Below are 25,834 nucleotides of genomic sequence, written 5' to 3'. Positions count from 1 at the left end.
CATTTCATGGCTGGACGACAAATCTAGACACACTGTCTATTCGTGTGTACTATCGTTCGCAGATGGTGCCGCGTGGCGCCTTGATCGCTTTCGCAAGGAGTGGTGTACCGATGAACAAAGCAATCGTGACCTGCAGCCTGACCGGCGTGCTGACCGATCCCAAACAGCACCCGGTGCCCGTGACGGCGGACGAAATGGCGCGTTCCGCGCGGGACGCCTTCAACGCCGGCGCCTCCATCATGCACGTCCATTTCCGCAATCAGCAGCCGGGCAAAGGCCACCTGCCGACGTGGGAGCCCGACGTCGTCGAGCACATCGCCCAAGCGATCCGTGACGCCTGCCCCGGCGTGATCCTCAACTTCTCCACCGGCGTGGTGGGGCGCGACATCGCCGGCCCCGTGGCCTGTCTGGAGCGCTGCAAGCCCGAGATGGCGGCCATGAACGCGGGCAGCCTCAATTATCTGAAGACCACCTCGTCGGGCGCCTGGGCCTGGCCGCCCATGCTGTTCGATAACCCGGTCGAGAAGATCGCCGCCTACCTCAAGGTGATGCACGAGAACGGCGTGATCCCCGAATGCGAATGCTTCGACGTGGGCATCCTGCGCTCGATCGCCATGCTGCGTTCAGCCGGCCTGCTGCGCGACCCGCTGCACGTGTCGCTGGTGATGGGCGTCGCTTCCGGCATGCCGGCCGACGCCGACCTGTTGCAAGTGCTGATGAAATACATGCCATCGGGCGCGCAGTGGCAGGGCATCGTGATCGGACGCGAGGAGGTGTGGCCGCTGCATCGCCGCATCGCGGAACTGGGCGGCCATCTGCGCACCGGCGTTGAAGACACGTTCTACCTGCCCGACGGCGCCAAGGCCGCCGGCAACGGACAACTGATCGAGGCGCTGGTGGCCACGGCCCGCGCCGCCGGCCGTGAGATCGCCACGCCGGCCGAGGCGCGCGCCATGCTGGCCGCCCATTCATCCACATAAGTGACGCGAGAGGAAACAGCCATGACCTTGAAAGGCAAGACCCTGTTCATCACCGGCGCCTCGCGCGGCATTGGCCTGGCGCTGGCGCTGCGCGCCGCGCGCGACGGCGCCAACGTGGCCGTGGTGGCCAAGACCACCGAACCCCATCCCACGCTGCCCGGCACCATCCACACGGCGGCCGAGGAAATCGAACAAGCAGGCGGACGCGCGCTGGCCATAGCGTGCGATATCCGCGACGAAGAACAGATAGCAGCCGCCGTAGAACAGACGGTGGACCGCTTTGGCGGTATCGATATCTGTGTGAACAACGCGTCGGCCATCAGCCTGGCGCGGACGCTGGCGCTTGATCCCAAGCGCTATGATTTGATGCATGACATCAATGCGCGCGGCACCTACATGGTCAGCCGCGCGTGCGTGCCCCATTTGCGCGAATCGGACAATCCCCATGTGCTCAACATGTCGCCCCCGCTCAATCTGGTGCCCGCGTGGTTCGCCCCGTATCCCGCCTACGCCATGGCCAAGTACGCGATGAGCATGTACGCGATGGCGATGGCCGAGGAATTCCGCGAGGACGGCATCGCCTTCAACACGCTGTGGCCGCGCACGATGATCTTCACGGCGGCGGTGCGCAACCTGCTGTCGCCGAGCGGCGCGGCGCGCAGCCGCAAGCCCGAGATCATGGCCGACGCGGCCTGGCATATCCTCACCCAGCCTGCCCGCAGCACCACGGGCCGCCACTTCATCGACGACGAAGTGCTGATTTCCCACGGCGTGACGGACCTGCGCCAATACCGCACGGTGGAGGGCGACGGCGTCCTGCAGGCCGACCTGTTCGTGCCCGAGGACTGGACTCCCCCGGCCGGCGTGCTGGTTTGATCCGACCCATTCCAACGATGCACAGTCCAATAATCGAATTCGAGGAGACGCTCCATGTTTGACAGCAGAGAACACGCCGACTTGCGCCAGACCGTGGCCAGATTCGTCGATCAGGAAATCAATCCGCATGTGAGCGAGTGGGAAGCGGAGAAGATCTTCCCCGCCCGCGCGCTGTTCAAGAAGCTGGGCGCGCTCGGCCTGTTGGGCATCACCAAGCCGGTCGAATTCGGCGGCATGGGGCTCGACTACAGCTACGCCATCGCCTTCGCCGAGGAACTGGGCCGCATCGACTGCGGCGGCGTGCCGATGGCGATCGGCGTCCAGACCGACATGGCCACGCCCGCGCTGGCCCGCTTCGGCTCGGACGAACTGCGGCGCGAATTCCTGGCGCCGTCCATCGCCGGCGAACTGGTGGCGTCCATCGGCGTGAGCGAGCCGGGCGCCGGTTCGGACGTCTCGGGCGTGAAGACCACGGCCCGCAAGGATGGCGGCGACTACATCATCAACGGCACCAAGATGTGGATCACCAACGGCATGCAGTCGGACTGGATTTGCCTGCTGGCCAACACATCGGACGGCGCGCCGCACAAGAACAAGTCGCTGATCGTGGTGCCCATGAACACGCCGGGTGTGCAGCGGGCCAGGAAGATCGATAAGCTGGGCATGTGGTCGTCCGACACGGCGCAGCTGTTCTTCGATGACGTGCGCGTGCCGCAGCGCTATCTGATCGGCATCGAGGGCGCTGGCTTCCAGATGCAGATGCAGCAGTTCCAGGAGGAGCGCATGTTCGGCGCCGCCATGTGCGTGAAGGGGCTGGAAAAGCTGGTGCAGACCACCATCGAGTACACGCGCGAGCGCAAGGCGTTCGGCGCGTCGCTGCTCGACAACCAGGTGATCCACTTCCGTTTGGGCGAGCTGCAGACAGAGATCGAGGCCCTGCGCGCGCTGATCTACCGCACCGGCACGCTGTACCACGCCAATCCGGACAGCCTGGAAGTGGTCAAGCTGGCCTCCATGTGCAAGCTGAAGGCGGGCCGCCTGTCGCGCGAAGTGACGGACGCATGCCTGCAATACTGGGGCGGCATGGGCTACACGTGGGAGTCGCTGCCATCGCGCCTGTACCGCGACTATCGCCTGACTTCCATCGGCGGCGGCGCGGACGAGGTCATGCTGGGCATTATCGCCAAGCTGATGGGCACCTTGCCGGGTAAGCGCGGAGCCTGACATGGCCATCATCGCATCACAGCTCGACGCCGGGTCCGAAGGCTACGCGCGCCAGCGCGAGGAAATGCTGGCGGCGCTGGCCGAAGTGCGCGCGGCGGAGGACATGGTGCGCGCCACCGAGGCGGCGCGCCAGCCGCAGTTCCACCAGCGCGGCCAGTTGACGCCGCGCGAGCGCATCAACCTGATGCTCGACCGAGGTTCGCCGTTCCTGGAAATCGCCTCGCTGGCCGGACTGCGCCAGCACGACGACAAGGATGGCTCGCTCGCGGGCGGCAATACCATCTGCGGTATCGGCTACGTGGGCGGCGCGCGCGTGATGCTGAACGCATCCAACAGCGCCATCAAGGGCGGCACCGTCACGCCGTGGGGCATGCGCAAGACCTTGCGCATGCAGGAGATCGCGCTGGCCCAGAAGCTGCCGTTGATCTCCATGATCGAATCGGGCGGCGCCAACCTGCTTTATCAGGCTGAGATCTTTACGGATGGCGGGCGCATTTTCGCCAACCAGGCGCGCTTGTCGGCGGCCGGCATCCCGCAGATCACGGTGGTGCATGGTTCGAGCACGGCCGGCGGCGCCTACATGCCGGGCCTGTCCGATTACGTGGTCATGGTGCGCATGCGCGCCAAGGTGTTCCTGGCCGGTCCGCCGCTGCTGCTGGCGGCCACCGGCGAGGTGGCGAAGGACGAAGACCTGGGCGGCGCCGAGATGCATTGTCAGGTGGCCGGCACCAGCGAATTTCTGGCCGAGGACGACGCGGACGCGATCCGCATCGCGCGCGACATCGTGCGCAGCCTGGACTGGAACAAGGACCGGCCGGCTGTACCTGCGCCCGATGTGCGCAAGCCGCTGTACGACGCCGAGGAGTTGTGCGGGCTGGTGCCCGTCGATTACCGCAAGCCTTACGATTGCCGGGAGGTGATCGCGCGGTTGGTCGATGGCAGCGACTTCCTCGACTTCAAAGACGAATACGATGCCCACACGGTGTGCGGGCGCGCCACCATCCATGGCATGGCGGTCGGCATCATCGGCAATAACGGCCCCATCACGGCCCATGGCGCGGCCAAGGCCGGGCAGTTCATGCAGCTGTGCGACCAGGCGGACATTCCACTGGTGTTCCTGATGAACACGACCGGTTTCATGGTCGGCAGCGAGAGCGAGCAGGGCGGCATCGTCAAGCATGGCTCGAAGATGATCCAGGCCGTGGCCAATATTCGCGTGCCGCGCATCACGGTGGTGATCGGCGCCTCGTTCGGTGCGGGCAATTACGGCATGTCGGGGCGCGGCTTCGACCCCGATTTCATCTTCGCCTGGCCCAACGCGCGCACGGCCGTCATGGGCGGCGAGCAGGCGGCCAAGGTACTGTCCATCGTCACGCGCGACAAGTGGCGCAAGGAGGGGCGGCCCGTGTCGGAGGCCGAGGAAACCCAGTTGGCCAAGATGGAAACGGGCGTGGTGCGGCAGTTCGAGGCCGAATCGCACAGTCTGGCCGGCACCGCGCGGTTGTACGACGACGGCCTGATCGATCCGCGCGACACGCGCCGCGTGCTCGCTTACACGCTGTCCATCTGCCGCGAGGCCAGACAGCGCACGCTGCGGACCAGTAGTTTCGGCGTGGCCCGATTCTAGGAGCATCGCATGCACACTATCGACAATGCCGTGCTGCTGGCACGCCGCGAGGGCGCCGTGCTGCACCTGACGATCAACCGTCCGGAAGCGCGCAACGCCATGAACGCGCAGCTGCTGGAAGAACTGATCGACACGTTTGAAGCGGTCGCCGCTTGCCCCGATGTGCGGGCCGTCGTCTTGCGCGGCGCCGGCGGCAATTTCTGCGCTGGCGGCGACGTGAAGGATTTCGCCCGCCTGCGCCGGCAGGAAGCCGCGCCGGGCACAGACCCGGTGGCCGCGTTCAACCGCCGCTTCGGCGCGCTGCTGGAACTGGTCAACGGCGTGCCGCAAGCGGTCATCGTCGTGGCCGAGGGGGCGGTGCTGGGCGGCGGTTTCGGCTTGGCGTGCGTGGCCGACGTGACGATCACGCGCAATGACGCCAGCTTTGGCTTGCCCGAAACGAGCCTTGGTGTGGTCCCGGCCCAGATCGCGCCGTTTGTGGTGCAGCGCATCGGGCTGTCGCACGCGCGCCGGCTTGGCGTGTGCGGAGGGCGCTTCAATGGCGCCGAAGCGTATCGCATGGGACTGGCCCATTTTGTCGAGCACAGCGACGCCGGCCTGGCCGCGCGCGAGGCGCAGGTGCTGGCGCAGGTGATGCGCTGCGCGCCGGGCGCCAACGCACTGACCAAGCAGATCATGCTGGCCGTGGGCAGCGAGCCGCTGGGACAGGTGCTGGACCGGGCCGCCGCGCTGTTTTCGGCCGCGCTGCGCGGCCCGGAAGCGGCGGAAGGTACGCAAGCTTTCGTGGAAAAACGGTTGCCGCAATGGGCAGCGGCCGGCAACGTGGAGACGGGTGACGCTGATGTTCGATAAAGTCCTGGTGGCCAATCGCGGCGAGATCGCGCTGCGCGTGATCCGCGCCTGCAAGAAGCTTGGTTATGGAACGGTGGCTGTCTATTCGGAGGCGGACCGCGATGCCTTGCACGTGATTGAGGCCGATGAAGCGGTGGCCATCGGCCCGGCGCCGGCAGCGCAGTCCTATCTGGTGATCGACAAGCTGGTGCAGGCGGCGCTCGACACGGGCTGCGGCGCCGTCCACCCCGGTTATGGCTTCCTGTCCGAGAGCGCCGATTTCGCACGGGCGGTGCAGGCGGCGGGCCTGGTGTTCATCGGGCCGGACCCGGAGGCGATTGCCGCGATGGGCAACAAGAGCAACGCCAAAGCCCTGATGCTGGAAGCGGGCGTGCCGTGCGTGCCCGGCTACCAGGGGAGCGAGCAGGAGGATGCGCAGCTGACCGCGCAGGCGTTGAAGATCGGACTGCCCGTGATGGTCAAGGCGGCGGCCGGCGGCGGCGGGCGCGGCATGCGGCTGGTGCGCGAGGAGGCGCATTTGGCCGCCGCCATCGCGTCCGCACGCAGCGAGGCGGCCAATGCGTTCGGCGACGGTCAACTGCTGATCGAAAAGGCCGTGCTCAACGCGCGCCACGTGGAGATACAGGTGTTCGGCGACCGGCACGGCAATGTGGTCCACATCGGTGAACGCGATTGCACGGTCCAGCGCCGGCACCAGAAAGTGGTGGAGGAGTGCCCGAGTCCCGCCGTGGACGACGTGCTGCGCATGCGCATGGGCGCGGCCGCCGTCGCCGCCGCGCGCGCGGTGCGCTACGTGGGCGCGGGCACGGTGGAATTCATGCTGGCCGAAGATGGCCAGTTTTATTTCCTCGAGATGAATACCCGGCTGCAGGTCGAACATCCCGTCACCGAGATCGTGTACGGCCTCGATCTGGTCGAATGGCAGTTGCGCGTGGCGCAGGGTGAAGCCTTGCCGTTGGCGCAGGACGCGATCCTGGCGAGGCGCAAGGGTTGGGCCATCGAGGTGCGGCTGTGCACGGAGGACCCCGCGCAGGGATTCCTGCCGCAGACGGGAACACTGCTGGCATGGCGTCCAGCGGCCGGGCCCCGAATGCGGTTCGATCATGGCTTGCGGGAGGGTGGCGTCATCGCGCCGAACTACGATTCCATGCAGGGCAAGTTGATCGCCAGCGGCGCTGACCGTGAGCAGGCCCGCCGTACCTTGTTGCGGATGCTGGAAGAGACGGTGCTGCTGGGCGTGGCGAGCAACCGCGATTTCCTGCGCCAGGTGGTCGCGCATTCCGCGTTCGCCTCGGGCCGGTTCTCGACGGATTTCATCGCCGAGCATTTCCCGGCGGGCGCGTTGGCCGCCGGGCTGGCGGGTGATAGCGTGCACCGCGCGCTGGCCGCGTTGCTGTTCTACCGGCAGGATGCCGACGCGTTGGCGCGTCGCGCGGGCGTGGCGGGTGAGCTGATGGAGTGGCAAAGCTCCGCGGCGGCTGCGGTGTCGGTGCGGCTCAAGTGTGGCGACAACGAAGTCAAGACCAGCGTGCGGCCATGTGGGGGCGGGCGCTACGAGGTACAGTCGGCCGAGGGCTGCATCGTGCTGGAATTGGAAATCGCGGCTCCCGTGGTGCGCTTCATCCTTGACGGTGTGGCGCAAACGGCGTACGTGGCGCGCGTCGGGGCGACGCTGTGGTTGAGCTGCCGTGGCGCGACACTGGCGTATGAGGACGTGACGCTGGCGCCGGCGGCCCGCAGCGATGCCGCCGGCGATGGCCGGCTGCTGGCGCCAATGGACGGCAAGATCATCGCCGTGCTGGTGGAATCTGGCGCGGCCGTCGTCAAGGGCCAGCCGCTGGCCGTGCTGGAGGCGATGAAGATGGAGTTTTCCGTGACCAGTCAGGCGGATGGTGTGATCGACACCCTGTCGTGCAAGGTTGGCCAGCAGGTCAAAGCACGTCAGCTGCTGATGACGGTGCGCGGCGGCTCCTCAGAAGCAGACCAGAATGCCGCTATGCCAAGGCCCGGAACCTGAAAACGTCGTTCCCGCCTTCGCGGGTACGACGAGCTCAATTTAGCGTAATTAGGGTACGCCACTGGTCATTTCGGCGCGTGTTGGGCGACCGTTTCCAGCACCACATCGCGCAGCCGTCCGACGACCGGGCCGGGGTCCGCTGCGCCGAACAGCAGATCCAGTCCGACTTTCGGCAGCGGGGACAGGGCGGGCGTATCGAGCGTCCGCAGCCGCGATGGTAATCCGACCTCCGTCCGCACAGTCACACCAAGCCCCGCCGCCACGGCGGCCCACACGCCGCCCAGACTGGGGCTGGTGAACGCCACGCGCCATGCGATGCCGGCCTTGTCGAGCGCATTGGTGGCGGCCGTGCGCATCAGGCAGGGCGCGTCGAACAGCACCAGCGGCACCGGCTCCGGGCCGGCGATCAGCGATTGCGGATCGCAGTCATGCGTGCCTATCCAGCGCATGCGCGTTTCACCCACCGCTTCCGCATGTGGACGCGCGGCGCCGGCGTTCCATGCCAGCGCCAGGTCCAGTTGCCCCGCCGCGATCTGCTCCGTCAGCACCGCATTGCGCGCCACCCGCGCCTCGATCCGCAGCTTCGGATGGGCGCGGGCAAAGCGGCCCAGCACATCGGTCAGTATATGTTCGCCAAAATCCTCCTGCATGCCGAGCCGGATGCTGCCGGCCAGCTCCACGCCGCGCACGGCCGTCGCCGCCTCGTCGTTCAGTTCCAGCAGGCGGCGCGCGTAGCCGAGCAGCGATTCGCCGGCCGCCGTGGTGGCCATGCCGCGCCCCGCCTTGCGCAGCACGGGCGTGCCCAGTTGATCCTCCAGCTTCTTGAGCTGGGCGCTGACGGCCGACGTGGAGCGGCCCAGCCGGTCCGCCGCCTTGGCGAAGCTGCCCAGATCGACGCCCGTGACGAAGCTGCGCAGGATGTCGAGATCGAAGGTGATTCTGCGCATGATTGTCCTGATTTTTGGGATTGTTAATTCAATTATTCCTGCTTTTCAGGATAAAGATAGTCGCGTATCGTGTCTCTGTCAAATCAACGCATGGAGATCACACCGATGACGACAGGTTCCACCGCAGGACAACAGAGCATGGGCGCCATCGCCCCGAAACTGGCCGAGCTGACCGACAAGGTGCTGTTCGACGACGTGTGGCAGCGGCCCGGCCTGTCGCTGCGCGACCGCAGCATGGTGACGGTGGCCGCGCTGGTGGCCATGTACCGCATCGAACAGTTGCCGTTCCATCTGGCGCGGGCGCTGGAGAACGGCGTCACGCGCGACGAGCTGGTGGAGCTCATCACCCACCTCGCTTTCTATTCCGGCTGGCCCACGGCGGCGTCGGCCATCAACCTGCTGAAGCAAATTCACTGAAGGAGCACATCATGCCTATGAGCCGCATTTCGCTGTTGAAGGGGAAGTCGCCCGATTATCTGCGGGCCGTGTCGGACAGTCTGCACCGGGCGCTGGTGGACACGTTCGGCGTGCCGGCCGACGACCGTTTCCAGGTCATCCACCAGCATGAGCCGTATGAAATGAGCTTCGACCGTCATTACCTGGGCGGCCCGCGCTCGGACGACTACATGCTGATCAACGTTACGGCGGGCCGCGCCCGCAGCGCCGCCGTCAAGCAGGCGTTCTACCAGCGGCTGGTGGGCCTGCTGGCCGAGTCGCCGGGCGTGCGGCCGCAGGATGTGATGGTCGTCATCACCACCACCGCAGCTGAGGACTGGTCGTTCAGCGGCGGCGAATTGTATGCGCCGGGGGCCAGCTGGCAGAACGCGATGGCGGAGACGCAGCCATGATGGCGATGCAGTACAGTTTTGTGCTGCCGGCCGACTACGACATGGACATCATCCGCCATCGCATCGCCAGCAAAGGCCACATGCTCGACGATTTTCCGGGGCTGGCGTTCAAGGCTTACCTGAGCGCTGACAAGCGCCGTGGCGCGACGGCGGAGAATCTGTACGCGCCGTTCTATTTGTGGCGCGAGCCCGAGGCCATGCATGCCTTCATCAGCGGACCAGGCTTCGCGGGCGTGGCGCAGGCCTTCGGCTGGCCCTCGATCAAGACGTGGACGGTGTGGCACAACTGGCTGGCGGAAGATGTGGCGCAAGCCCGGCACGCGCGCCGCATCGTCAAGCCGATCGCGCCTTACTCGGCGCTGGCGGCGCTGCGGGAGCAGGAGCAGGCCGAGGCGGGCGCCTTGCGCGACAGCGGCGCGCTGGCCGTGGTGGTGGCGTTTGAGCCGGTCAGCTGGACGCTGGTGCAGTTCTCGCTGTGGCGCGACGCGGTCGACACGCCGCCGCTGCCGCAGGAACAGCGCTACGAGGTGGGGCATATGTCTGTTCCATAGCAGCAGTGCTGCTGCTTTGCCTGCGCCGGTGTTAAAAAAATTGGACGGCGATGCCAAAATCCCATGTTATTCTCATGGCGAGACAACGGCACCGGACCCCGACAACGTCATGGCGAAGCACTCATCCATTTTTCCCACCGCAGCCGCGCTCGCGTTGCTGCTGACTTTCTGCGCGCCGGCCTGGGCGGCACCAGCGGCTCGCCTGGCGCTGGCCGAGCAGCCGGTGCGCGTGATCCGCGCGGCCGATGTGTACCAGGCCGTCAACGGCACGCCGCTGGAGCAGGACGATATCGTCGAGACGGGCGCCGGCGGGGCGCAGATTGAACTGGACAGCGGCACCATCGTGGCCGTCGGTCCCCAAACCCGGCTCTACCTGTCGGCCCTGGGCGCTGCGCCGAAGGGCACGGCCGAGGTGGCGCTGCTGCAAGGATGGATCAAGGTGCAGACTGGCGCCGGCCGTGCCGTCATCGCCGCCGAAGCGCTGCAGGCCAGCGTGGGCGCCGGCGCGGCCGTGGTGTTCAGCCGGCCGGGGCGCGACGCCTTGTTCGCGGATTCGGGCGAGCAGTTGGCGGCGCCCGTCACCGGACCGGGCAAGGCCGGTCCCATGCAAAAAGTGGCCGCCGAAAGCTACGTGCAGGCCGATGCCGGCAAACCCCTGGTGATGCTGCCCCGCGCCGATCCGCAGTTCCTGCGCGAGATGCCGGCGCCATTCCGCGACCGCCTGGCGCCCGCGCCGCAGCCGGCCAAGCCGGCCAAACCACCCGCCCAACGCCAGCGCGCCGCCGATTTCGCCGACGTCGAAGGTTGGCTGCGGTGTAACCTGGCCGTGCGCAGGCACTTCGTGGCCCGCTTCCGCGCGCGGCTGCAGGATCCCCGTTTCCGCCAGCAGCTGAACCAGGCACTGGGCCATGGCAGCGAATGGCAGGCCGTGCTCCATCCCGTCGTCAAACATCCGTCCACGCCGTAACGCCGGCGCCACGACCTTCATCCACCCTCGCAGGAGTCCACATGAAGTTGTCCATCGCAAGCAAGTTCAATCTGGTGTTCGTGACCATCTTCGCCGTCGGTTTCGTGGCCGCCGGCTTCATCGCCGACAGCCTGCTCAAGCAGAGCGCGCGCGAGGAGACCTTGCAAAATGCCCGCTTGCTGCTGGAGGCGGCCAAGAGCGTGCGCGGCTACACGGCCAAGCAGATCCAGCCGCTGCTGGCCAACCAGATGAAGTACGAGTTCCATCCGCAGTCGGTGCCGTCGTATTCGGCGGTGGAGAACCTGAACGTGATCCTCAAGGCCTATCCCGATTTCTCGTACAAGGAAGCGACGCTGAACCCGACCAACCTGCGCGACAAGGCCACTGACTGGGAGGTCGATATCGTGCAGAAGCTGCGCAAATCGCCGGACCTGAAGGAGTATTCGGGCGAGCGCGAGACTGCCACCGGCCGCAGCCTGTACATCGCGCGGCCGTTGCAGATCAAGGACGGCGCCTGCCTGGCCTGCCACAGCACGGCCGCCAACGCGCCCAAGACCATGGTCGACATCTATGGCCCCAACAACGGCTTCGCGTGGCAGCTCAACGAGATCGTCGGCGCGCAGGTCATCTCGGTGCCGATGGCGGTGCCGCTGCAGCGCGCCAACGCCATCTTCCGCACCTTCATGCTGTCGCTGCTGGGCGTGTTCGTGGTGGTGCTGATCGCGCTGAACGTGATGGTGCACTTGCTGGTCACGCGCCGCATCACCCATCTGGCCCACGTTGCCGACCAGGTCAGCATGGGCAAGTTCGACGCCGAGGAATTCCAGGTCAAGGGCGGCGATGAACTGAGCGCGCTGGCGCAGTCCTTCACGCGCATGCGCACCAGCCTGGCCAGCGCGTTGAAAATGCTCGATGAATAAGCAACCAGGAATCCGATGACAGAAAAGATAGGCAAGTACCGGATCGACGGCAAGCTCGGTAGCGGCGCCATGGGCGTGGTCTACCGGGCTTACGACGACAACATCGCGCGGGTGGTGGCGCTCAAGACCATCCGCCTCGAACTGCTCGACGGCCATTCGGGCGCCGAGCTGGTGGCGCGCTTCCGCAACGAGGCGCAGGCGTCGGGCCGGCTGGTGCATCCGAACATCGTGGCCGTCTACGATTACGGCGAGGCCGATGGCGTGACCTACATCGCCATGGAATATGTGGACGGCCGGCCGCTCAACGATTTCCTCACGCCCGATGTGCCGATGGACCTGAGCGCGTGCGTGGCCTGCATGTCGCAGCTGCTGGCGGCGCTGGACTACGCGCACGCGCGCGGCGTCGTGCATCGCGATATCAAACCGGCCAACCTGCTGATCACGCCCACCGCCCAGGTCAAGATCACCGACTTCGGCGTGGCCAAGATCGAGACGTCCACCCTGACCCAGGTGGGCGACGTGATCGGCACGCCAAGCTATATGTCGCCCGAACAGTTCCGGGGCGAGCGGGTGGACGGGCGGTCCGACATTTTCGCCGCCGGCATCCTGCTGTACCAGATGCTGACCGGCGCGCGGCCCTTCACCGGCGCCGCCTCGGTGGTGATGCACCAGATCCTCAACACCATGCCGACCCCGCCCAGCGAACGGCACGCCGGCCTGCATCCGGCCTTCGACGCCGTGCTGGCGCGGGCGCTGGCCAAGCGGGTCGAGGACCGTTTCCAGACGGCGCGCGCCTTCCTCGCCGCGCTGACGGACGCCCAGTTGCAGCACACGGGCGGCGTGCCGCCCGGCGAGGAGGACAACGAGCGCACGGTGCTGGCGTTCAGCCGGCCGGCGCCGCGTCCGGCGCCCCCGCCGCACACGGGCACGGGCGGCCAGCACCAGAGCGCGGCCGGGGCCAGCGGCGGCGCCGGCAGCGTCGGGCACACGGCGTCGTTGTCGGCATCGGCGCCGCAGTGGCTGGTGGAAGTGGCGCCCGAGCTGCAAATGGCGCTGTCGCTGCAGATCGGGCCGATGGCCAAGCTGCTGCTGAAGAAGGAGGCGCACGACGCGGCCGACCTCGATACGCTGTGCCGACGCCTGCAGACGCACATCACGACCGAGACGGGACGGGAGGCTTTCCAGGCCAGCGTCCAGAGCATCAGGCGCAAGATGGGGTTGGGCACGGCCGGCACCTCGTCACAGGCCCGCAGCGGCGCGGGCCTGCCGCCGTCGCAACTGAGCCAGGTGGCCAGCGGCGGCACGGCGCTGCAACTGAGCCCCGAGGTGATGGAGCACGCGCATCAGAAACTGCTGCCTTACGTGGGGCCGATCGCCAAGGTGCTGGTCAAGCGCTTCGCCAAGGTGACGGGCGACCCGGCGGAATTCCACCGGCTGCTGGCCGAGCAGCTGCCGAATGAACAGGACCGGGCCAGATTCCTCAGGGAGATGGGGCTGTGAGATCGCTTTCCGGGGCGGCGTCGTGGCAGACGACGCCAAGTTTATTGCCGTCCGGGTCGCGGAAATAGGCGCCGTAATAATCGGGATGATAGTGAGGCCGTGGACCCGGCGGGCCTTCGCACATGCCGCCCTGTTCCAGGGCGCTGGCGTGCGCGCGCCGGACCGCCTCGCGCGAAGGGGCCAGCAGGGCCACCATCTGGCCATTGCCGACCGTTGCCTGCTCGCCGTTGAATGGGACGCCGATCAGGAACAGGGGCCGTGGCTGGCCCGGCTTCATCCAGCCCGCCCAAGGGCGCGCCGCATCGGCAAATTTGAGCTGCAGGCCAAGTTGCTCCATGACTGCCGAGTAGAAGCGCAAGCTGCGGGGGAAATCCGCGATACCGACGAATGTATGGGAGATCAAATCGGCCTCTGAGTCAGCGGTGGGTTAAATATCGCGCCCGTTGTAGTGCTGAACGGGGATCGTATCGAGGTCGATGCCTTCGATGCAGCGGATGTTGATGGCGGCCACCTCGTTGCCCTGCGGGTCCACGCCTTCTCCATAGGGATGGATGCCGCAGACGGGGCAGAAGCGGTGCTTGATCACGTGTTTGTGGAACGTGTAGGTGCTGGCCGCCTCGTCCGGCGTGCGCAGTTTCAGGTCGGCCTTCGGCACGAACCACAGCAACGAGCCTTTGCGCTGGCAGATCGAGCAGTTGCATGCAAGCGCGCCTTTGATGTCGCCTTCGACGTCGAACGCCACTCTGCCGCAGTGGCAGCTACCTTGGTATTTCATGGGGCACACTCCTGACGATGGTGGACGGGTTGTTGCGTTGCCAATTGTTCCATAATTTTAAAAAAACCGCCACACGGCGCGAGAAAAGCGTCTGTCCAATACATCCACGGAATTCCCATCCTGCAATTCACATCTGTTTGATTCACATCAAGAAATTTCCGCTAACACATCGTTACTATAAGCGCTTTGATCTTGGGCAAAGAAGGCGGGCATCATGCGTAACGATGGCGCGAAAGTAAAAAGTATCATTGCCAACGCGTCGCTGTACCGCATGCTGACGCCGCAGCAGGTCGAGCGGGTCGCCCAGCACACCTCCGTGGTGCGGGCGGTGGCCAACACGGCCGTGGTCCAACAGGGCGATCAGGCGCTGGGCACGTATTGGGTGGTGTATGGCCAGGTCCATATCGGCATCCACAGCAAGCAGGGCGCGGTGCGCAATCTGGCCATCCTTGGCGGCAGCAAGTGCTTCGGCCTCGGTGAGATGGTGATGGGGCAGGCCCACCAGACCTGCGTGAAGACGACGGCCGACACCATGCTGCTGCATACGGAGCGCGAGGTCATCTTCGAGATCGCGGACGAGAATCCCGCCTTCGCGCGCGAGGTGATGACTTGCCTGGGCCGCCAGTTCTGCGGCCTGGTGCGCGACATCGGCAGCACCACGCTGAGCGCGCACCAGCGCGTGGCCGATTACCTGGCGCGGCAGGTGGCCGAACGTCTGCCCAACGTGGAGATCGCGCTGGTGGCCAACAAGGGCGCCATCGCGGCGCGCCTGAGCCTGACGCCGGAGACGCTGTCGCGCGTGTTCCGCGATCTGAGCCAGGACGGCATCATCGAGGTGAACAAGCGCCGCATCACGGTGCTCGACTGGGCCCGCATCGAGGCGTTGCTGGCCTGATCGCCGCCCGCCGCGGCGGAGAACTCAGTCGTTGTGACGGTTGTGCTCGCGGCGCATCCCGTCCATCGCCTGCACCAGTTCCTCGTAGCGGGGCCGCAGCAGCTTGTCGAACATCGGGAACAGGATGCCTTCCTCCTTCAGGTTATGCTGCTCGGTGGTGAGCCGGAAGGTGTCGGCGTGGTCGGAGAATTCAATCACGTCGCGCCGCTTGATGGCCATGCTCATGCGGTACATGATCTCGCACAGCAGCTGGTGTTCGGCGTGCAGCGACTGGGTGGGCGCCGCCGTGTCGGCCAGCAGCTTCTCGAACGCGGGGTAGATGATCCGCTCCTCGATTTCCACATGGCGCCGCATCGCTTCGGCGAATTCGAGAAAGGACACGGCCGCCATTTCCCAGTTGTGCGAGGCCACGAGGGCGACGGCATCGGCGTACAGGCCGTCGCAGCGGTCGTGGTCGTGCGCGAGGTAATTGCTGACCTTTTGCATGTGTGCATTTCTCCTATCTTCGGTACAAGAAAAATTATCCTCCCACTTTATCCGTCGTGACCTTGACTTATGATAAAGAAATTATAAATGGATGTGCATGTCTGCGCCGGCCCCGTCACAGACCGAGCTGGCGCGCCGCCAGTTCCTTCATGATCTCCTCGGCGCCGCCGCCGATCATGGCCACCTTCACCTCGCGGTAGATCCGCTCGCTGGCCATGCCGCGCATAAAGCCCATGCCGCCCAGCGTCTGCACGGCCTGGTCGGCGCAGAACTGCATGGTCTGCGTGGCGTGGTTCTTCAGCATGCACACGTCGGCCACCCAGTCCGGGCCCGTCTGCCCGCGGTCGGCCCGCTCGGCCACGGCGTTGAGCCAGGCGCGCGTCGACTCGATCCGCATCTTCATGTCCACCAGCTTGTGGCGCACCACCTGGTGGTTGACCAGCGCCGCGCCGAAGGTCTTGCGTTCGCGGGCCCAGGACAGCGCCTCGTCGTAGCAGCATTCGGCCATGCCCAGCGCCATGGCGGCCAGCGACATGCGCTCGCCGTTGAAATTGGCCATGATGATCTTGATCCCTTTGCCTTCCTCGCCGATCAGGTTGGCGGCGGGGACGCGCACGCCGTCGAAGCGCAGGTGGGCCGTGTCCGAGCACAGCCAGCCCATCTTCTTCAGGCGCGCGCGCGACAGGCCGGGCGCGTCGCCCGGCACGGCCAGCAGCGAGATGGCGCCCGCGCCGCCATCGTCCGCGCCCGTGCGCACGGCCACCGTGATCCAGTCGGCCCGCATGCCGGAGGTGATGAACACCTTCTCGCCGTCGATCACGTAGCTGTCGCCGTCGCGCCGCGCCGTGGTGCGCAGGGCGGCCACGTCCGAGCCGCCACCCGGTTCCGTGATGGCCAGCGCGGCGATCTTGCGCCCGGCCAGCACGTCGGGGATGATGCGCTGGCGTAGCGCGGCGCCGCCGTGGTGGAGGATGGGCGGCAGGCCGATGGAGTGGCTGAACGCGCCGGCCATCACGCCGCCGCTGCCCGTGTGGCGCGACAGCGTGACCGACAGCGCGATGCGCAGCGCCCACGGGGCCGGCGTGCCGCCCAGCTCCTCGGGATAGCCCATGCCCAGCCAGCCCAGTTCGGCCAGCTTGCCGTACAGGGCGCGCGGGAATTCGCCGGCTTCCTCCCAGTCCTCCAGGTAGGGCCGCACTTCGCTGGCGGCGAAGCGGCGCGCCGCGTCCTCGATGACGGCGATGTCGGCGGAGGTGATGCCGGGTTGGGGGCCACTCATGTGCTTCCTTGTGCAGTTGTTGATAAATTGCCATGCTAACGGAAGATGGTGGCTGGGTCTAGACATCCTGTCCATAACTGTGGCGTAATGGGCGCATCGGCGCCGATGGTCATGGCACGCGGGGCCGGGGCGCTACAATGGCGCCTGTCCCGGCCGCTGGATGCGCGGCGGCCGCCATGCAATCCGAGAAAGAACAGCCAGATGCGATCCGTCACCCTCCGTCCGCGCAACGATGGCGCCGACAAGCCTTCCGCCACCATCGCCAGCGTGATCAGCGCCTGCGAACGCTTGCTGAACAAGGGCGAGAGCTTCACCACGCTGTCGATCGAACAGCTGGCCAGGGAGGCGGGCATCGCGCGCGCCACGTTCTATCTGCACTTCCGCAACAAGGGCGAGATCGTGCGCCACCTGATGGCGCAGGTGGGGCGCGAGGTGCGCCACGCGGCCAAGGCCAAGCTGGCCAACCTGGACCAGTTCGGCCGCGCCGAGTTCCTGTCGTTCATGGAGGATGCGGTCGACATCCAGTACCGGCACCGGGCCGCCATGCGGGCCACGGTGGAGCTGTCGGCCTACGATCCCGAGGTGGCCGGGATCTACCGCAGCTTCGTGGACGAGGTGGTGCACGACTTCCGCCGCATCATCGTCAAGCTGGAGGCGGCCGGCGGCGCCCATCCGGACGTGCGGCCCGAGGTGGCCGACATCCTGAGCTGGGCCACCGAGCGCAGCTGCGCCCAGATGCTGCGCGACGACGACACCCCCGAGCGCCGCCAAGAACTGGCGGAACTGCTCACGCATGTGGTGTGGAGCGCCATCGCCCGGCCTGTGGGAGCGCCGGGCGTTCAGGACGCGCTCAGGTCTTGATCTTGATGAGCAGGTTGATGAGCTTCATCGCGCGTCCCGTGTAAGGCGGCTGGAACAGCATCTGGATCGCCGACACCGGACCCTGGTAGAACACGGGCCGCAGCTTGGAGAAGGTGTTGAAGCCTTCGCGCGAATGGTAGTGGCCCATGCCGCTGGGGCCCACGCCGCCGAACGGCAGGTCGTGCTGGGCCACGTGCAGCAGCGCCTCGTTGACCGACACCCCGCCCGACATCACGTGGCTGATGTAGAACTGCGCCAGCGCCTTGTCGTTGGTGTACGGGTAGATGGCCAGCGGCCGGTCGCGGCGGTTGATGTAATCGGCCACCTCGCGCGCGTCGCGGTAGGTGCGCACCGGCAGGATGGGGCCGAAGATCTCGCGCTGCGACAGCAGCATTTCCGGCGTCGGATTGAGCACGATGTGCGGCGCGAACTTGCGCAGCGCGGCGTTGGGCTGCTGGTCGCCGGCCAGGTTGACCAGGCGGGCGCCCTTGGCGCGCGCGTCCTCCAGCGTGTGCGTCAGGCGCTCGTAGGAGCGCTGGTCGATGATGGAGGTGAAGTCGGCGCCGTTGATGTCGGGGTAGCGCTCCGCGAACAGGCGCTTGCAGTGGCCGACGAACTCCTCCACCGCCGCCTCGGGGATGAAGACGTAGTCGATGGTGGTGCAGATCTGGCCCGCGTTGAACAGCTTGACCCACAGGATGCGCTCGGCCGCCGTCTTGATCGAATAGTCGGGCCCCACGATGGCCGGCGACTTGCCGCCCAGTTCCAGCGTGACGGGCGTCAGGTTGCGGGCCGCGTTGGCCATCACGGCGCGGCCGGTGGCGCCGGAGCCGGTGAACAGCAGGTGGTCGAACGGGATCGACGAGAAGGCCGGGCCGCGGCCGCTGCCGTCCTCGAAGAACTTGAGCTTATCCTCGGGGAAGTAGTTGGGGCTGATGCGCATCAGCAGTTCGGCCAGCTGCTGCGAGTTCTCCGACATCTTGACCATGGCGCGGTTGCCGGCCGCGAAAATCGACGCCAGCGGGCAGAAGGTCAGGTTGAGCGGGAAGTTCCACGGCACGATCACGCCCACCACGCCCAGGGGCTGCGGAATCACGCGGTTGCTGGCCAGCGGATGCACCATGAAGTCGATCTTGCGGCGCTGGGGACGCATCCAGCTTTTCAGGTCCTTGATGGAATCCTTGATCGTTTCGAGCACGACGAAGAACTCCGCGAACAGGGTCTCGAATTCGGAGCGGTTGCCGTAGTCGCGGTTGATGGCCGCGACCAGGTCGTCGCGGTTTTCCTTGAGCATGCGCGCCAGTTGCAGCAGGTCGCGCTTGCGCTCGGCGTAGCTTGGCTCGGGCTGGGCGAGATAGGCGGCGCGCTGGCGTTCGAAGCAGGCCTGGAATTCGGCCGGGATCTGGACCTGCTCCAGGTGGGCGGTGGGTGCGTTCATGGTGGTTCCTTCCTGGTTGAGGGGTCAGGCGTGGCTGCGCAGTTCGCGGCGCAGGATTTTTCCAACGGCGGATTTGGGCAGCGCGTCGACGAAGGCGATCTGGCGCGGCACCTTGTAGGCGGTCAGTTCCTTGCGGCAGAACTCGGCCAACTCGGCCTCCGTCAGCTGCGCTTGTGGCGCGCGCACCACGTACAGCTTCACGGCCTCGCCGGTTTTCTCGTCCGGCACGCCCACGCACGCGCATTCCTGCAGGCCGGGGCAGGACGATGCCACCGCCTCGATCTCGTTGGGGAACACATTAAAGCCCGACACGATGATCATATCCTTTTTGCGGTCCACGATCTTCAGGAACCCGCGCTCGTCGAACAGGCCCACGTCGCCGGTGCGGAAATAGCCGTCGGCGGTGAAGGCGGCGGCATTGGCCTGCGGCTGCTGCCAGTAGCCGCGCATGACCTGCGGACCCTTGACGCACACTTCGCCGGCGGCGCCGGGCGCCGCTTCGTTGCCGTCGTCGTCGAGCAGCTTGATGTGGGTGTCCGGCAGCGGCAGGCCGGTGGTGCCGGTGAAGGAGGTGATGTCGCCCGGCGTGAAGGTGACGATGGGGCTGGTCTCGGACAGGCCATAACCTTCGCGGATGAAGCGGCCGGTGATGGCCATCCAGCGCGCGGACGTCGCCTCGATGACGGCCGCGCCGCCGCCGGCCGCGAGACGCAGGCGCGAGAAGTCCACCTCGCCGATGCGCGGGTGCGCCACCAGTCCGGCGTACAGGGTGTTCACGCCGGTGAAGGCGGTGGGGCGGGCTGCCTTCATCACGTCGATGAAGCCGTCCATGTCGCGCGGGTTGGGCACCAGCCAGTTGTGCGCGCCCACCGTGAAGAAGCTGAGGAAGTTCACCGTCAGCGCGAAGATGTGGTACAGCGGCAGCGCCGTGACGATGGTTTCCTCGCCCGGTATCACGCAGTCGGCGACGATGGCCTTGAACTGCAGGATGTTGGCGACCACGTTGCGGTGCGACAGGGCCGCGCCCTTGGACAGGCCGGTGGTGCCGCCCGTGTACTGGAGGAACAGCAGGTCGTCGCCGGTTAGCGCGACGGGCTCGAACGGCAGGCTGGCGCCGGTTTGCAGCGCGTCGGCCAGCATGACGGCGGACGTGAGGCGCGCGTCGACTGGCGGGCTGGGAAGCTTGACGGCCGTGCCGTCGCCGGGCGTGGCGATGATGACGGTCTTGAGGCTGGTGCGGGGCAGCACCTCGGCCACCGTGGCCGAGATGCCGCTGAAGGCGACGATGGTCTCAACACCCGCGTCGTTCAGCTGGTGTTCGAGTTCGCGCGGCGTGTACATGGGGTTGACGTTGACCTGCACGGCCCCGGCGCGCGCGATGCCGAGGAAGGCGATGGCGAAGGCCAGCAGGTTGGGCGACATGACGGCGATGCGCTCGCCCTTCTTCACGCCCAGCGGGCCTTGCAGATAGGCGGCGAAAGCGCGCGACTGGCGCTCGATGTCGGCGTAGCTCAGGGTCTGGCCCAGGCAGGTGAAGGCCGGCTGGCCGGCATAGCGCGCCATCGCTTCCTCCAGCATGGCGGTGACGGACGGGGTGGAATCGGGGGCGATATGGTCGGGCAGGGCGGTGCGGTGGTGCATGGTGTGCTATCCGGTCGTTGTGGTTGTTGTGGGTGTTGCGTTTGCGTGGCACGTGTCTCCGTGAGTGGATGATTGTGGGGCACAAGGGGGCGGCGCACCAGTGTTGAACGCGCCAAAAATTTGTCTTAAAATGCCACAATGAGCCGCCCACCCACCCCTCCAGCCAGTTCGCCGACCGCGCGCGCGGCCCATGCCGCGCCGGTGACGCAGCCGCCTGGCAGCGTGCTGCCGTCCGCCTGGTTCGAACCGTGCATCCATTCGGCCTACGTGCAGATCCTCGCGAAATTCCTGCATGCGCGCGGGCTGGCCTTGCCATGGCCGCAGCCAAGCCAGAGCAGGCTGTTGCCGTTCCTCGACGTGCTGCCGCTGCTCGATGCCGTGCAGGCGGCCTCGTTTCCGGACTTCGGCATCGAACTGGGCATGGCCATCCCGGCCGCCGCCCACGGCTTGAAGGGGATGGCGGCCATGTCCAGCCCCACCTTGTGGGTGGCGATGGAAACCTTTGTGCGCTACGCCCGCATCCGCGACCACCTGTTCCAGTACCGCTGCCTGCGCAGCGGCGGCCATGCGACGCTGGAGTTGCATCCGCGCGTGCCGCTGCACCAGTACACGCGCTTCCTGCAAGGGGCGACGGTGCACGCGACGTTCAATATCTTCCGCGCCATCGCGGACGAGGCGGCGCTGCGGCAGGCCACCGTGGTCCTGCCCTGGGATGCGCCCGCCGCGCCGCAGGAGGCGCCCGCCACGGCCTGGCGGACGGAATATGGCGGCAAGGTGCCGGCCATCCGCTTTCCGGTCGCCATCGCGGACGAGCCGTCGCAGACCGCCGATGCCGACCTGCACGCGCGCATGTGCAAGGCCGGCGACGAGGAACTGACCCGGCTGGCCGGCAGCATCGGCGCGCGCGTGCGCCACCTGATGCACCAGGGGCAGCCGGCATGGCCCACGCTGGCCGACATCGCCGACCGGCTGGCGCTGTCGCCGCGCACGCTGGTGCGCCGGCTCGAATCGGAAGACCTCAGCTACCAGCAACTGCTGGACGAAGTGCGCAACGAGCTGGCGTGCTGGTATCTGCGCCAGTCGGCCCTGCCGATGAGCGACATCGCCGAGCGCACGGGTTTCAGCGACCAGGCCAACTTCACCCGCGCGTTCGGACGCTGGCAGGGGCAGACGCCCCGCGAATACCGCCGCCGCTTCCAGGTGGACGGTCAGGCCGCCCAATAACCGCCTCCCGTGGCGCCCGCGCCACCGCCTGTCGCTGTTGTTTTACGTCCCAAAATTGTATACAAAAACTGTTGACAGTGAATCCACTCGGGCGCAATATCGTTGACAACAGGGCTGTCCATACCCCGGCCCATCCCTGAGTACGTCGATCGCGATCCGGTCCCGTCAGTCGCGGCGCATGCCGCGGCGCCGCATCAGTAAAACCACATTCATAAAACGCGCGCGGCCACGGGCATGCCGTGCGCGCGGCCGGTGGTCACGGCAGCCAGTATCGCCCTACATAAAAATGATGGAGACATAGTTCATGAATGACTTGCTGTTTCAGGTCGAGGATCGGCCGCCTGTTTTGACGACATTCCTGCTGGCCGCTCAGCACATGCTGGCTGCGCTGGGCGGCATCATCGCGGTACCGCTGGTGGTGGGGGCCGCCCTCAAGCTGCCGGCCGACCAGATCATCACCCTCATCAACGCCGCCTTGCTCGGCTCCGGCATCGTCACGCTGATCCAGTGCAAGGGCGTGGGGCCGATCGGCATCCGCCTGCCTTGCGTGATGGGCACCAGCTTCGCCTTCGTGGGCGCGGCCATCAGCGTGGGCCTGGAGCACGGCGTGTCCGGCATCCTCGGCTCCTCGCTGGCCGGTTCGCTCGTGATGATCGTGGGCAGCTGCTTCATGCCCCAGATCCGCAAGTTGTTCCCCCATGCCGTCACGGGCGTGGTGGTGACCATGATCGGCCTGTCGCTGGTGCCGGTGGCGGTGGACTGGGCCGCCGGCGGCTTCGCGCCGGGCGCCGTGTATGGCGCGCCGCTCAACCTCGGCATCGCCGCCTTTGTGCTGGTCACCGTGATCATGCTGGTGCAGTTCGGCAAGGGCATCATTTCCGCCGCCGCCGTGGTGATCGGCATGTTCGTCGGCTATCTGCTGTGCGTGGGCCTCGGCCTGATCGACTTCGCCAAGGTGGCGAACGCGCAGGTGTTCGCGTTGCCGCAGCCGCTGCATTACGGGATGACCTTCCCCGTGGCCGGCATCGTGGCCATGGCGGTGGCCTTCCTGGTGACGATGGTGGAAACCACGGGCACCTTCATGGCCCTGGGCGCGGCCACCAACACCAAAATGCGCGGCAAGACGCTGGCGCGCGGCATCCTGTGCGACGGCGTGGGCTCGGCCTTCGCGGCGCTGCTGTCCAGCCCTCCCGTGTCCACCTTCGCGCAGAACGTGGGCGTGGTGTCGCTGACGGGCGTGGCCAGCCGCCACGTGGTGGCGCTGACCGGCGTGATGCTGTTCCTGGCCGGCCTGTTCCCGGTGCTGGGCGCCATCGTCGTCACCATCCCCCAGCCGGTGCTGGGCGGCGCGGGCCTGATGATGTTCGCCATGATCATCTCGGCCGGCGTGCAGTTGCTGAGCAAGGTCGAGAACACCAAGCGCAACGGCATCATCATGGCCGTTTCCATCGGCTGCGGCCTGGCGGTGACGGTGCGGCCGGACCTGCTGTCGAAGCTGCCGGCCTTCGTCAAGGAAGTCTTCGGCTCCGGCATCACGGTCGGCGCGCTGGTGGCCGTGGCGCTGAACCTGGTGCTGCCCGAGCGTCCCGTGGAACTGGACGAGGACGAGGAGGAGGAGGTGCCGCAAGCTTTTTTGGCGCCGGAACCCGAAGCAGCTTAAACTAGCGATCCGCAGTATCCCCGAAGCCGGCGCGCGATCGCCGGCTTCGGTCATTCACATTGTTTCCGCAGTGCGCGTGCGCTGTTTCCGCAGTGTTTTTTTCATTCCTCTTTTTTTGGTAAAAAATGACTAAGACTCTCTTGATCAAGAACGCCCGCGTCGTGGTGACCATGGATGACGAACGGCGCGAGATCGCCGGCGGCGCTGTCTACATCCGCGACAATGTGATCATGCAGGTCGGCCCCACGGCCGAATTGCCGCAGGAAGCCGACGAAGTGATCGACGCCGCCAACCACGTGGTGTTGCCGGGCCTGATCAACACCCACCACCACATGTACCAGAGCCTCACGCGCGTGATCCCGGCCGCGCAGAACGGCGAGTTGTTCAACTGGCTGACCAATCTGTACCCGATCTGGGCCAACCTGACGGCCGACATGGTGCATGTGTCGACGCTGACGGCCATGTCGGAACTGATCCTGTCCGGCTGCACCACCAGCAGCGACCACCTGTACATCTACCCCAACGACTGCCGGCTCGACGACAGCATCGCGGCGGCCCGCAAGATCGGCATGCGATTCCATGCCGCGCGTGGATCGATGAGCGTGGGCCAGTCCAAGGGCGGCCTGCCGCCCGACCGCGTGGTCGAAGAGGAGGGTGCGATCCTCAAGGACACCCAGCGCCTGATCGAGACCTACCACGACGCCGGCCGCTACGCGATGGAGCGCATCGTGGTGGCGCCATGCTCGCCGTTCTCCGTGTCGCGCGACCTGATGAAGGAGGCGGCGGCCATGGCCCGCAGCTACGGCGTGTCGCTGCATACCCATCTGGCGGAGAACACCAACGACATCGCCTACAGCCGCGAGAAATTCAACATGACGCCGGCCGAATACGCCGAGGATTGCGGCTGGGTGGGGCGCGACGTGTGGCACGCCCACTGCGTGCAGCTCGACGACGATGGCATCTACATGTTCGGCCGCACCGGCACCGGCATCGCGCACTGCCCGTGTTCGAACATGCGGTTGGCGTCCGGCATCGCGCCGATCCGCAAGATGCTGGACCAGGGCGTGCCCGTGGGGCTGGGGGTGGACGGTTGCGCCTCCAACGATTCCGGCCATATGCTCGGCGAGGTGCGCCAGGCCATGCTGCTGCAGCGCGTGGGCTACGGGCCGGACGCGATGACGGCGCGCCAGGCGCTGGAAGTGGCCACGCTGGGCGGGGCCAAGGTACTCAACCGCGACGACATCGGCGCGCTCAAGCCCGGCATGGCGGCCGACATCGTGCTGTTCAAGCTGGACCAGATCGGTTTCGCCGGCGCGCTGCACGACCCGGTGGCGGCGCTGGTGTTCTGCACCCCGTCCAACGTCTCGTACAGCATCATCAACGGCAAGGTGGTGGTGCGCGACGGCGTGCTGGCCACCATCGACCTGCCGGTGGTGATCGAGCGCCACAACGTGCTGGCGCGCGAGCTGGCGCTGGCCACCGGCGCCTGAAAACCATTGGCGCGCCGGCCAGGCCCGCCGCCTACATCAGCAGGGCGGTGACCAGGTCGCGCCGTCCCTCGGCGGCGCTGCCGTCGAAGCGCAGGGCCGCTTCCACGTGGCTCAGGTGATGCAGCATCAGGCTGGCGGCGCGCTCGGCGTCGCCGGCCTTGGCCGCCTCCAGGAAGGTGGCGTGTTCGTCGGACGAGCAGACCGCGTCGCGGTCGGACTGGTACAGCATGGTGATCAGGGTGCTGCGGGCCACCAGTTCACGCAGGATCTCCTTCAGCACGTGATTGCCCACCACGTCGGCCAGCAGCACGTGGAAGTCGCCCAGCAGCTGCGAACGCTGCTTGGAGCTCTGGTCGCCGGCCACCGCCTTGCGTTCCGCCTTCAGGTGCTGCTCCAGCATGCGGTAGTCGGCCGGCCGGGCCTTGGCCACGAACTCGCGCGCCAGCGCCCCTTCGATCAGGCGGCGGGTGGCGAAGATGTCGTGCGATTCCTGTTCGCTGGGCTGGCTGACGAACGCCCCCTTGTCGGGCACGATCTGGATCAGCTTATCCTTCGACAGGCTCAGTAGCGCGGCGCGGATCTTGGTGCGGCTGACCGAATACAGCCGGCACAGCGCTTCCTCGCGCAGCTTGGTCCCCGGCGGCAGCTTGCGGGCCGCGATGGCCTCGGCGATATGGTTGGCGATGTCGCCGGAACTGGCGGCGCCGCTCTGGATGGCCCCCGTGGCCGCTGGTGCCGCTGGTGCCGTTGGTGCCGCTGGTACGTTGCTCATACGG

25 protein-coding genes are annotated in these 25,834 nt (G+C 66.7%); 17 read left to right on the top strand and 8 right to left on the bottom strand.

The annotated features are described in order from the left end of the window. Positions 1-110: 110 nt before the first annotated feature. Genes AC1RQG_RS15540 through AC1RQG_RS15515 form a run of 6 tightly spaced genes read left to right on the top strand, consistent with a single transcriptional unit; the run spans position 111 to position 7,576 of the window. Complete coding sequence (locus AC1RQG_RS15540) at positions 111-980, top strand: beta-keto acid cleavage family enzyme (protein WP_493132912.1); 870 nt, start codon at positions 111-113, stop codon at positions 978-980. 21 nt (positions 981-1,001) lie between these two features. Then, a complete protein-coding gene (locus AC1RQG_RS15535; RefSeq protein WP_493132911.1) occupies positions 1,002-1,856 on the top strand; it encodes an SDR family oxidoreductase in 855 nt (284 codons plus the stop codon). Positions 1,857-1,910: 54 nt separating this feature from the next. Further along, positions 1,911-3,080 (top strand): acyl-CoA dehydrogenase family protein, encoded by a 1,170-nt coding sequence (locus AC1RQG_RS15530; RefSeq protein ID WP_493132910.1) that lies wholly within the window; start codon positions 1,911-1,913, stop codon positions 3,078-3,080. 1 nt (position 3,081) lies between these two features. Further along, positions 3,082-4,707 (top strand): acyl-CoA carboxylase subunit beta, encoded by a 1,626-nt coding sequence (locus tag AC1RQG_RS15525; protein WP_493132909.1) that lies wholly within the window; start codon positions 3,082-3,084, stop codon positions 4,705-4,707. A gap of 9 nt (positions 4,708-4,716) precedes the next feature. Beyond that, positions 4,717-5,559: an enoyl-CoA hydratase/isomerase family protein gene (locus AC1RQG_RS15520; protein WP_493132908.1), complete on the top strand. Its 843-nt coding sequence runs from the start codon at positions 4,717-4,719 to the stop codon at positions 5,557-5,559. Next, positions 5,549-7,576 carry an acetyl/propionyl/methylcrotonyl-CoA carboxylase subunit alpha gene (locus AC1RQG_RS15515; protein ID WP_493132974.1) on the top strand — a complete coding sequence of 676 codons (2,028 nt, stop codon included), beginning with the start codon at positions 5,549-5,551 and terminating at the stop codon, positions 7,574-7,576. Before AC1RQG_RS15520 ends, AC1RQG_RS15515 begins: the two co-directional genes overlap by 11 nt. Positions 7,577-7,641: 65 nt before the next feature. Here AC1RQG_RS15515 and AC1RQG_RS15510 read toward each other — a convergent pair whose 3' ends face one another. Next, positions 7,642-8,523, bottom strand: a complete 882-nt coding sequence (locus AC1RQG_RS15510; RefSeq protein ID WP_493132907.1) for a LysR substrate-binding domain-containing protein — start codon at positions 8,521-8,523, stop codon at positions 7,642-7,644. Between the two features lie 105 nt (positions 8,524-8,628). Between AC1RQG_RS15510 and AC1RQG_RS15505 the strand changes: the two genes are divergently transcribed. The 6 genes from AC1RQG_RS15505 to AC1RQG_RS15480 all read left to right on the top strand — a co-directional run bounded on the left by AC1RQG_RS15505 (position 8,629) and on the right by AC1RQG_RS15480 (position 13,309). After that, positions 8,629-8,940 (top strand): carboxymuconolactone decarboxylase family protein, encoded by a 312-nt coding sequence (locus AC1RQG_RS15505; protein WP_493132906.1) that lies wholly within the window; start codon positions 8,629-8,631, stop codon positions 8,938-8,940. An 11-nt stretch (positions 8,941-8,951) separates the two neighbouring features. After that, positions 8,952-9,371, top strand: a complete 420-nt coding sequence (locus AC1RQG_RS15500) for a tautomerase family protein (RefSeq protein WP_493132905.1) — start codon at positions 8,952-8,954, stop codon at positions 9,369-9,371. Continuing rightward, complete coding sequence (locus AC1RQG_RS15495) at positions 9,368-9,922, top strand: DUF4865 family protein (protein ID WP_493132904.1); 555 nt, start codon at positions 9,368-9,370, stop codon at positions 9,920-9,922. Before AC1RQG_RS15500 ends, AC1RQG_RS15495 begins: the two co-directional genes overlap by 4 nt. A gap of 109 nt (positions 9,923-10,031) precedes the next feature. Next, complete coding sequence (locus AC1RQG_RS15490; RefSeq protein WP_493132903.1) at positions 10,032-10,889, top strand: FecR family protein; 858 nt, start codon at positions 10,032-10,034, stop codon at positions 10,887-10,889. Positions 10,890-10,930: 41 nt separating this feature from the next. Then, a complete protein-coding gene (locus AC1RQG_RS15485; RefSeq protein ID WP_493132901.1) occupies positions 10,931-11,809 on the top strand; it encodes a c-type heme family protein in 879 nt (292 codons plus the stop codon). A gap of 15 nt (positions 11,810-11,824) precedes the next feature. Beyond that, a complete protein-coding gene (locus AC1RQG_RS15480; RefSeq protein WP_493132898.1) occupies positions 11,825-13,309 on the top strand; it encodes a serine/threonine-protein kinase in 1,485 nt (494 codons plus the stop codon). On the opposite strand, the gene AC1RQG_RS15475 is transcribed toward AC1RQG_RS15480, so the two are convergent. Further along, positions 13,290-13,712 (bottom strand): VOC family protein, encoded by a 423-nt coding sequence (locus AC1RQG_RS15475; protein WP_493132896.1) that lies wholly within the window; start codon positions 13,710-13,712, stop codon positions 13,290-13,292. The two genes, AC1RQG_RS15480 and AC1RQG_RS15475, sit on opposite strands and share 20 nt — an antisense overlap. A 24-nt stretch (positions 13,713-13,736) precedes the next feature. Continuing rightward, a complete protein-coding gene (locus AC1RQG_RS15470; RefSeq protein ID WP_493132894.1) occupies positions 13,737-14,084 on the bottom strand; it encodes a GFA family protein in 348 nt (115 codons plus the stop codon). 214 nt (positions 14,085-14,298) lie between these two features. On the opposite strand from AC1RQG_RS15470, the gene AC1RQG_RS15465 reads away from it, so the two are divergent. Then, on the top strand, positions 14,299-14,979 hold the full coding sequence (locus AC1RQG_RS15465) for a Crp/Fnr family transcriptional regulator (protein WP_493132892.1): 681 nt from the start codon (positions 14,299-14,301) through the stop codon (positions 14,977-14,979). Positions 14,980-15,003: 24 nt separating this feature from the next. On the opposite strand, the gene AC1RQG_RS15460 is transcribed toward AC1RQG_RS15465, so the two are convergent. Next, positions 15,004-15,465: a hemerythrin domain-containing protein gene (locus tag AC1RQG_RS15460; protein WP_493132890.1), complete on the bottom strand. Its 462-nt coding sequence runs from the start codon at positions 15,463-15,465 to the stop codon at positions 15,004-15,006. Positions 15,466-15,580: 115 nt separating this feature from the next. Next, positions 15,581-16,744, bottom strand: coding sequence for an acyl-CoA dehydrogenase family protein (locus tag AC1RQG_RS15455; RefSeq protein ID WP_493132887.1), 1,164 nt, complete (start codon positions 16,742-16,744; stop codon positions 15,581-15,583). 201 nt (positions 16,745-16,945) lie between these two features. Between AC1RQG_RS15455 and AC1RQG_RS15450 the strand changes: the two genes are divergently transcribed. Further along, complete coding sequence (locus AC1RQG_RS15450) at positions 16,946-17,605, top strand: TetR/AcrR family transcriptional regulator (RefSeq protein ID WP_493132885.1); 660 nt, start codon at positions 16,946-16,948, stop codon at positions 17,603-17,605. On the opposite strand, the gene AC1RQG_RS15445 is transcribed toward AC1RQG_RS15450, so the two are convergent. Then, positions 17,595-19,043 carry a coniferyl aldehyde dehydrogenase gene (locus AC1RQG_RS15445; protein WP_493132883.1) on the bottom strand — a complete coding sequence of 483 codons (1,449 nt, stop codon included), beginning with the start codon at positions 19,041-19,043 and terminating at the stop codon, positions 17,595-17,597. The genes AC1RQG_RS15450 and AC1RQG_RS15445 overlap by 11 nt on opposite strands. Before the next feature lie 24 nt (positions 19,044-19,067). Beyond that, a complete protein-coding gene (locus tag AC1RQG_RS15440; protein WP_493132880.1) occupies positions 19,068-20,684 on the bottom strand; it encodes an AMP-binding protein in 1,617 nt (538 codons plus the stop codon). A gap of 138 nt (positions 20,685-20,822) precedes the next feature. Here AC1RQG_RS15440 and AC1RQG_RS15435 point away from each other — a divergent pair, with 138 nt between their 5' ends. The 3 genes from AC1RQG_RS15435 (at position 20,823) to AC1RQG_RS15425 (ending at position 25,058) form a co-directional block, all read left to right on the top strand. Beyond that, positions 20,823-21,908: a helix-turn-helix transcriptional regulator gene (locus AC1RQG_RS15435; RefSeq protein ID WP_493132878.1), complete on the top strand. Its 1,086-nt coding sequence runs from the start codon at positions 20,823-20,825 to the stop codon at positions 21,906-21,908. A 304-nt stretch (positions 21,909-22,212) separates the two neighbouring features. Next, entirely contained in the window at positions 22,213-23,568 is a 1,356-nt protein-coding gene (locus AC1RQG_RS15430; protein ID WP_493132875.1) for a nucleobase:cation symporter-2 family protein, read from the top strand. A 125-nt stretch (positions 23,569-23,693) separates the two neighbouring features. Next, a complete protein-coding gene (locus AC1RQG_RS15425; RefSeq protein WP_493132873.1) occupies positions 23,694-25,058 on the top strand; it encodes an 8-oxoguanine deaminase in 1,365 nt (454 codons plus the stop codon). Positions 25,059-25,089: 31 nt separating this feature from the next. Here the strand turns inward: AC1RQG_RS15425 and AC1RQG_RS15420 are convergent, their stop codons facing one another. After that, the gene (locus AC1RQG_RS15420) at positions 25,090-25,830 is read right to left on the bottom strand and encodes a GntR family transcriptional regulator (RefSeq protein WP_493132870.1); all 741 of its coding nucleotides are present in this window, start codon (positions 25,828-25,830) and stop codon (positions 25,090-25,092) included. Positions 25,831-25,834 lie beyond the last annotated feature (4 nt).

The sequence above is a fragment of the Rugamonas sp. GW822-FHT03B10 genome, assembly GCF_058801745.1.
Note: the sequence above shows the minus strand (reverse complement) of the source record. Positions and strands in the feature narration are given on the sequence as shown.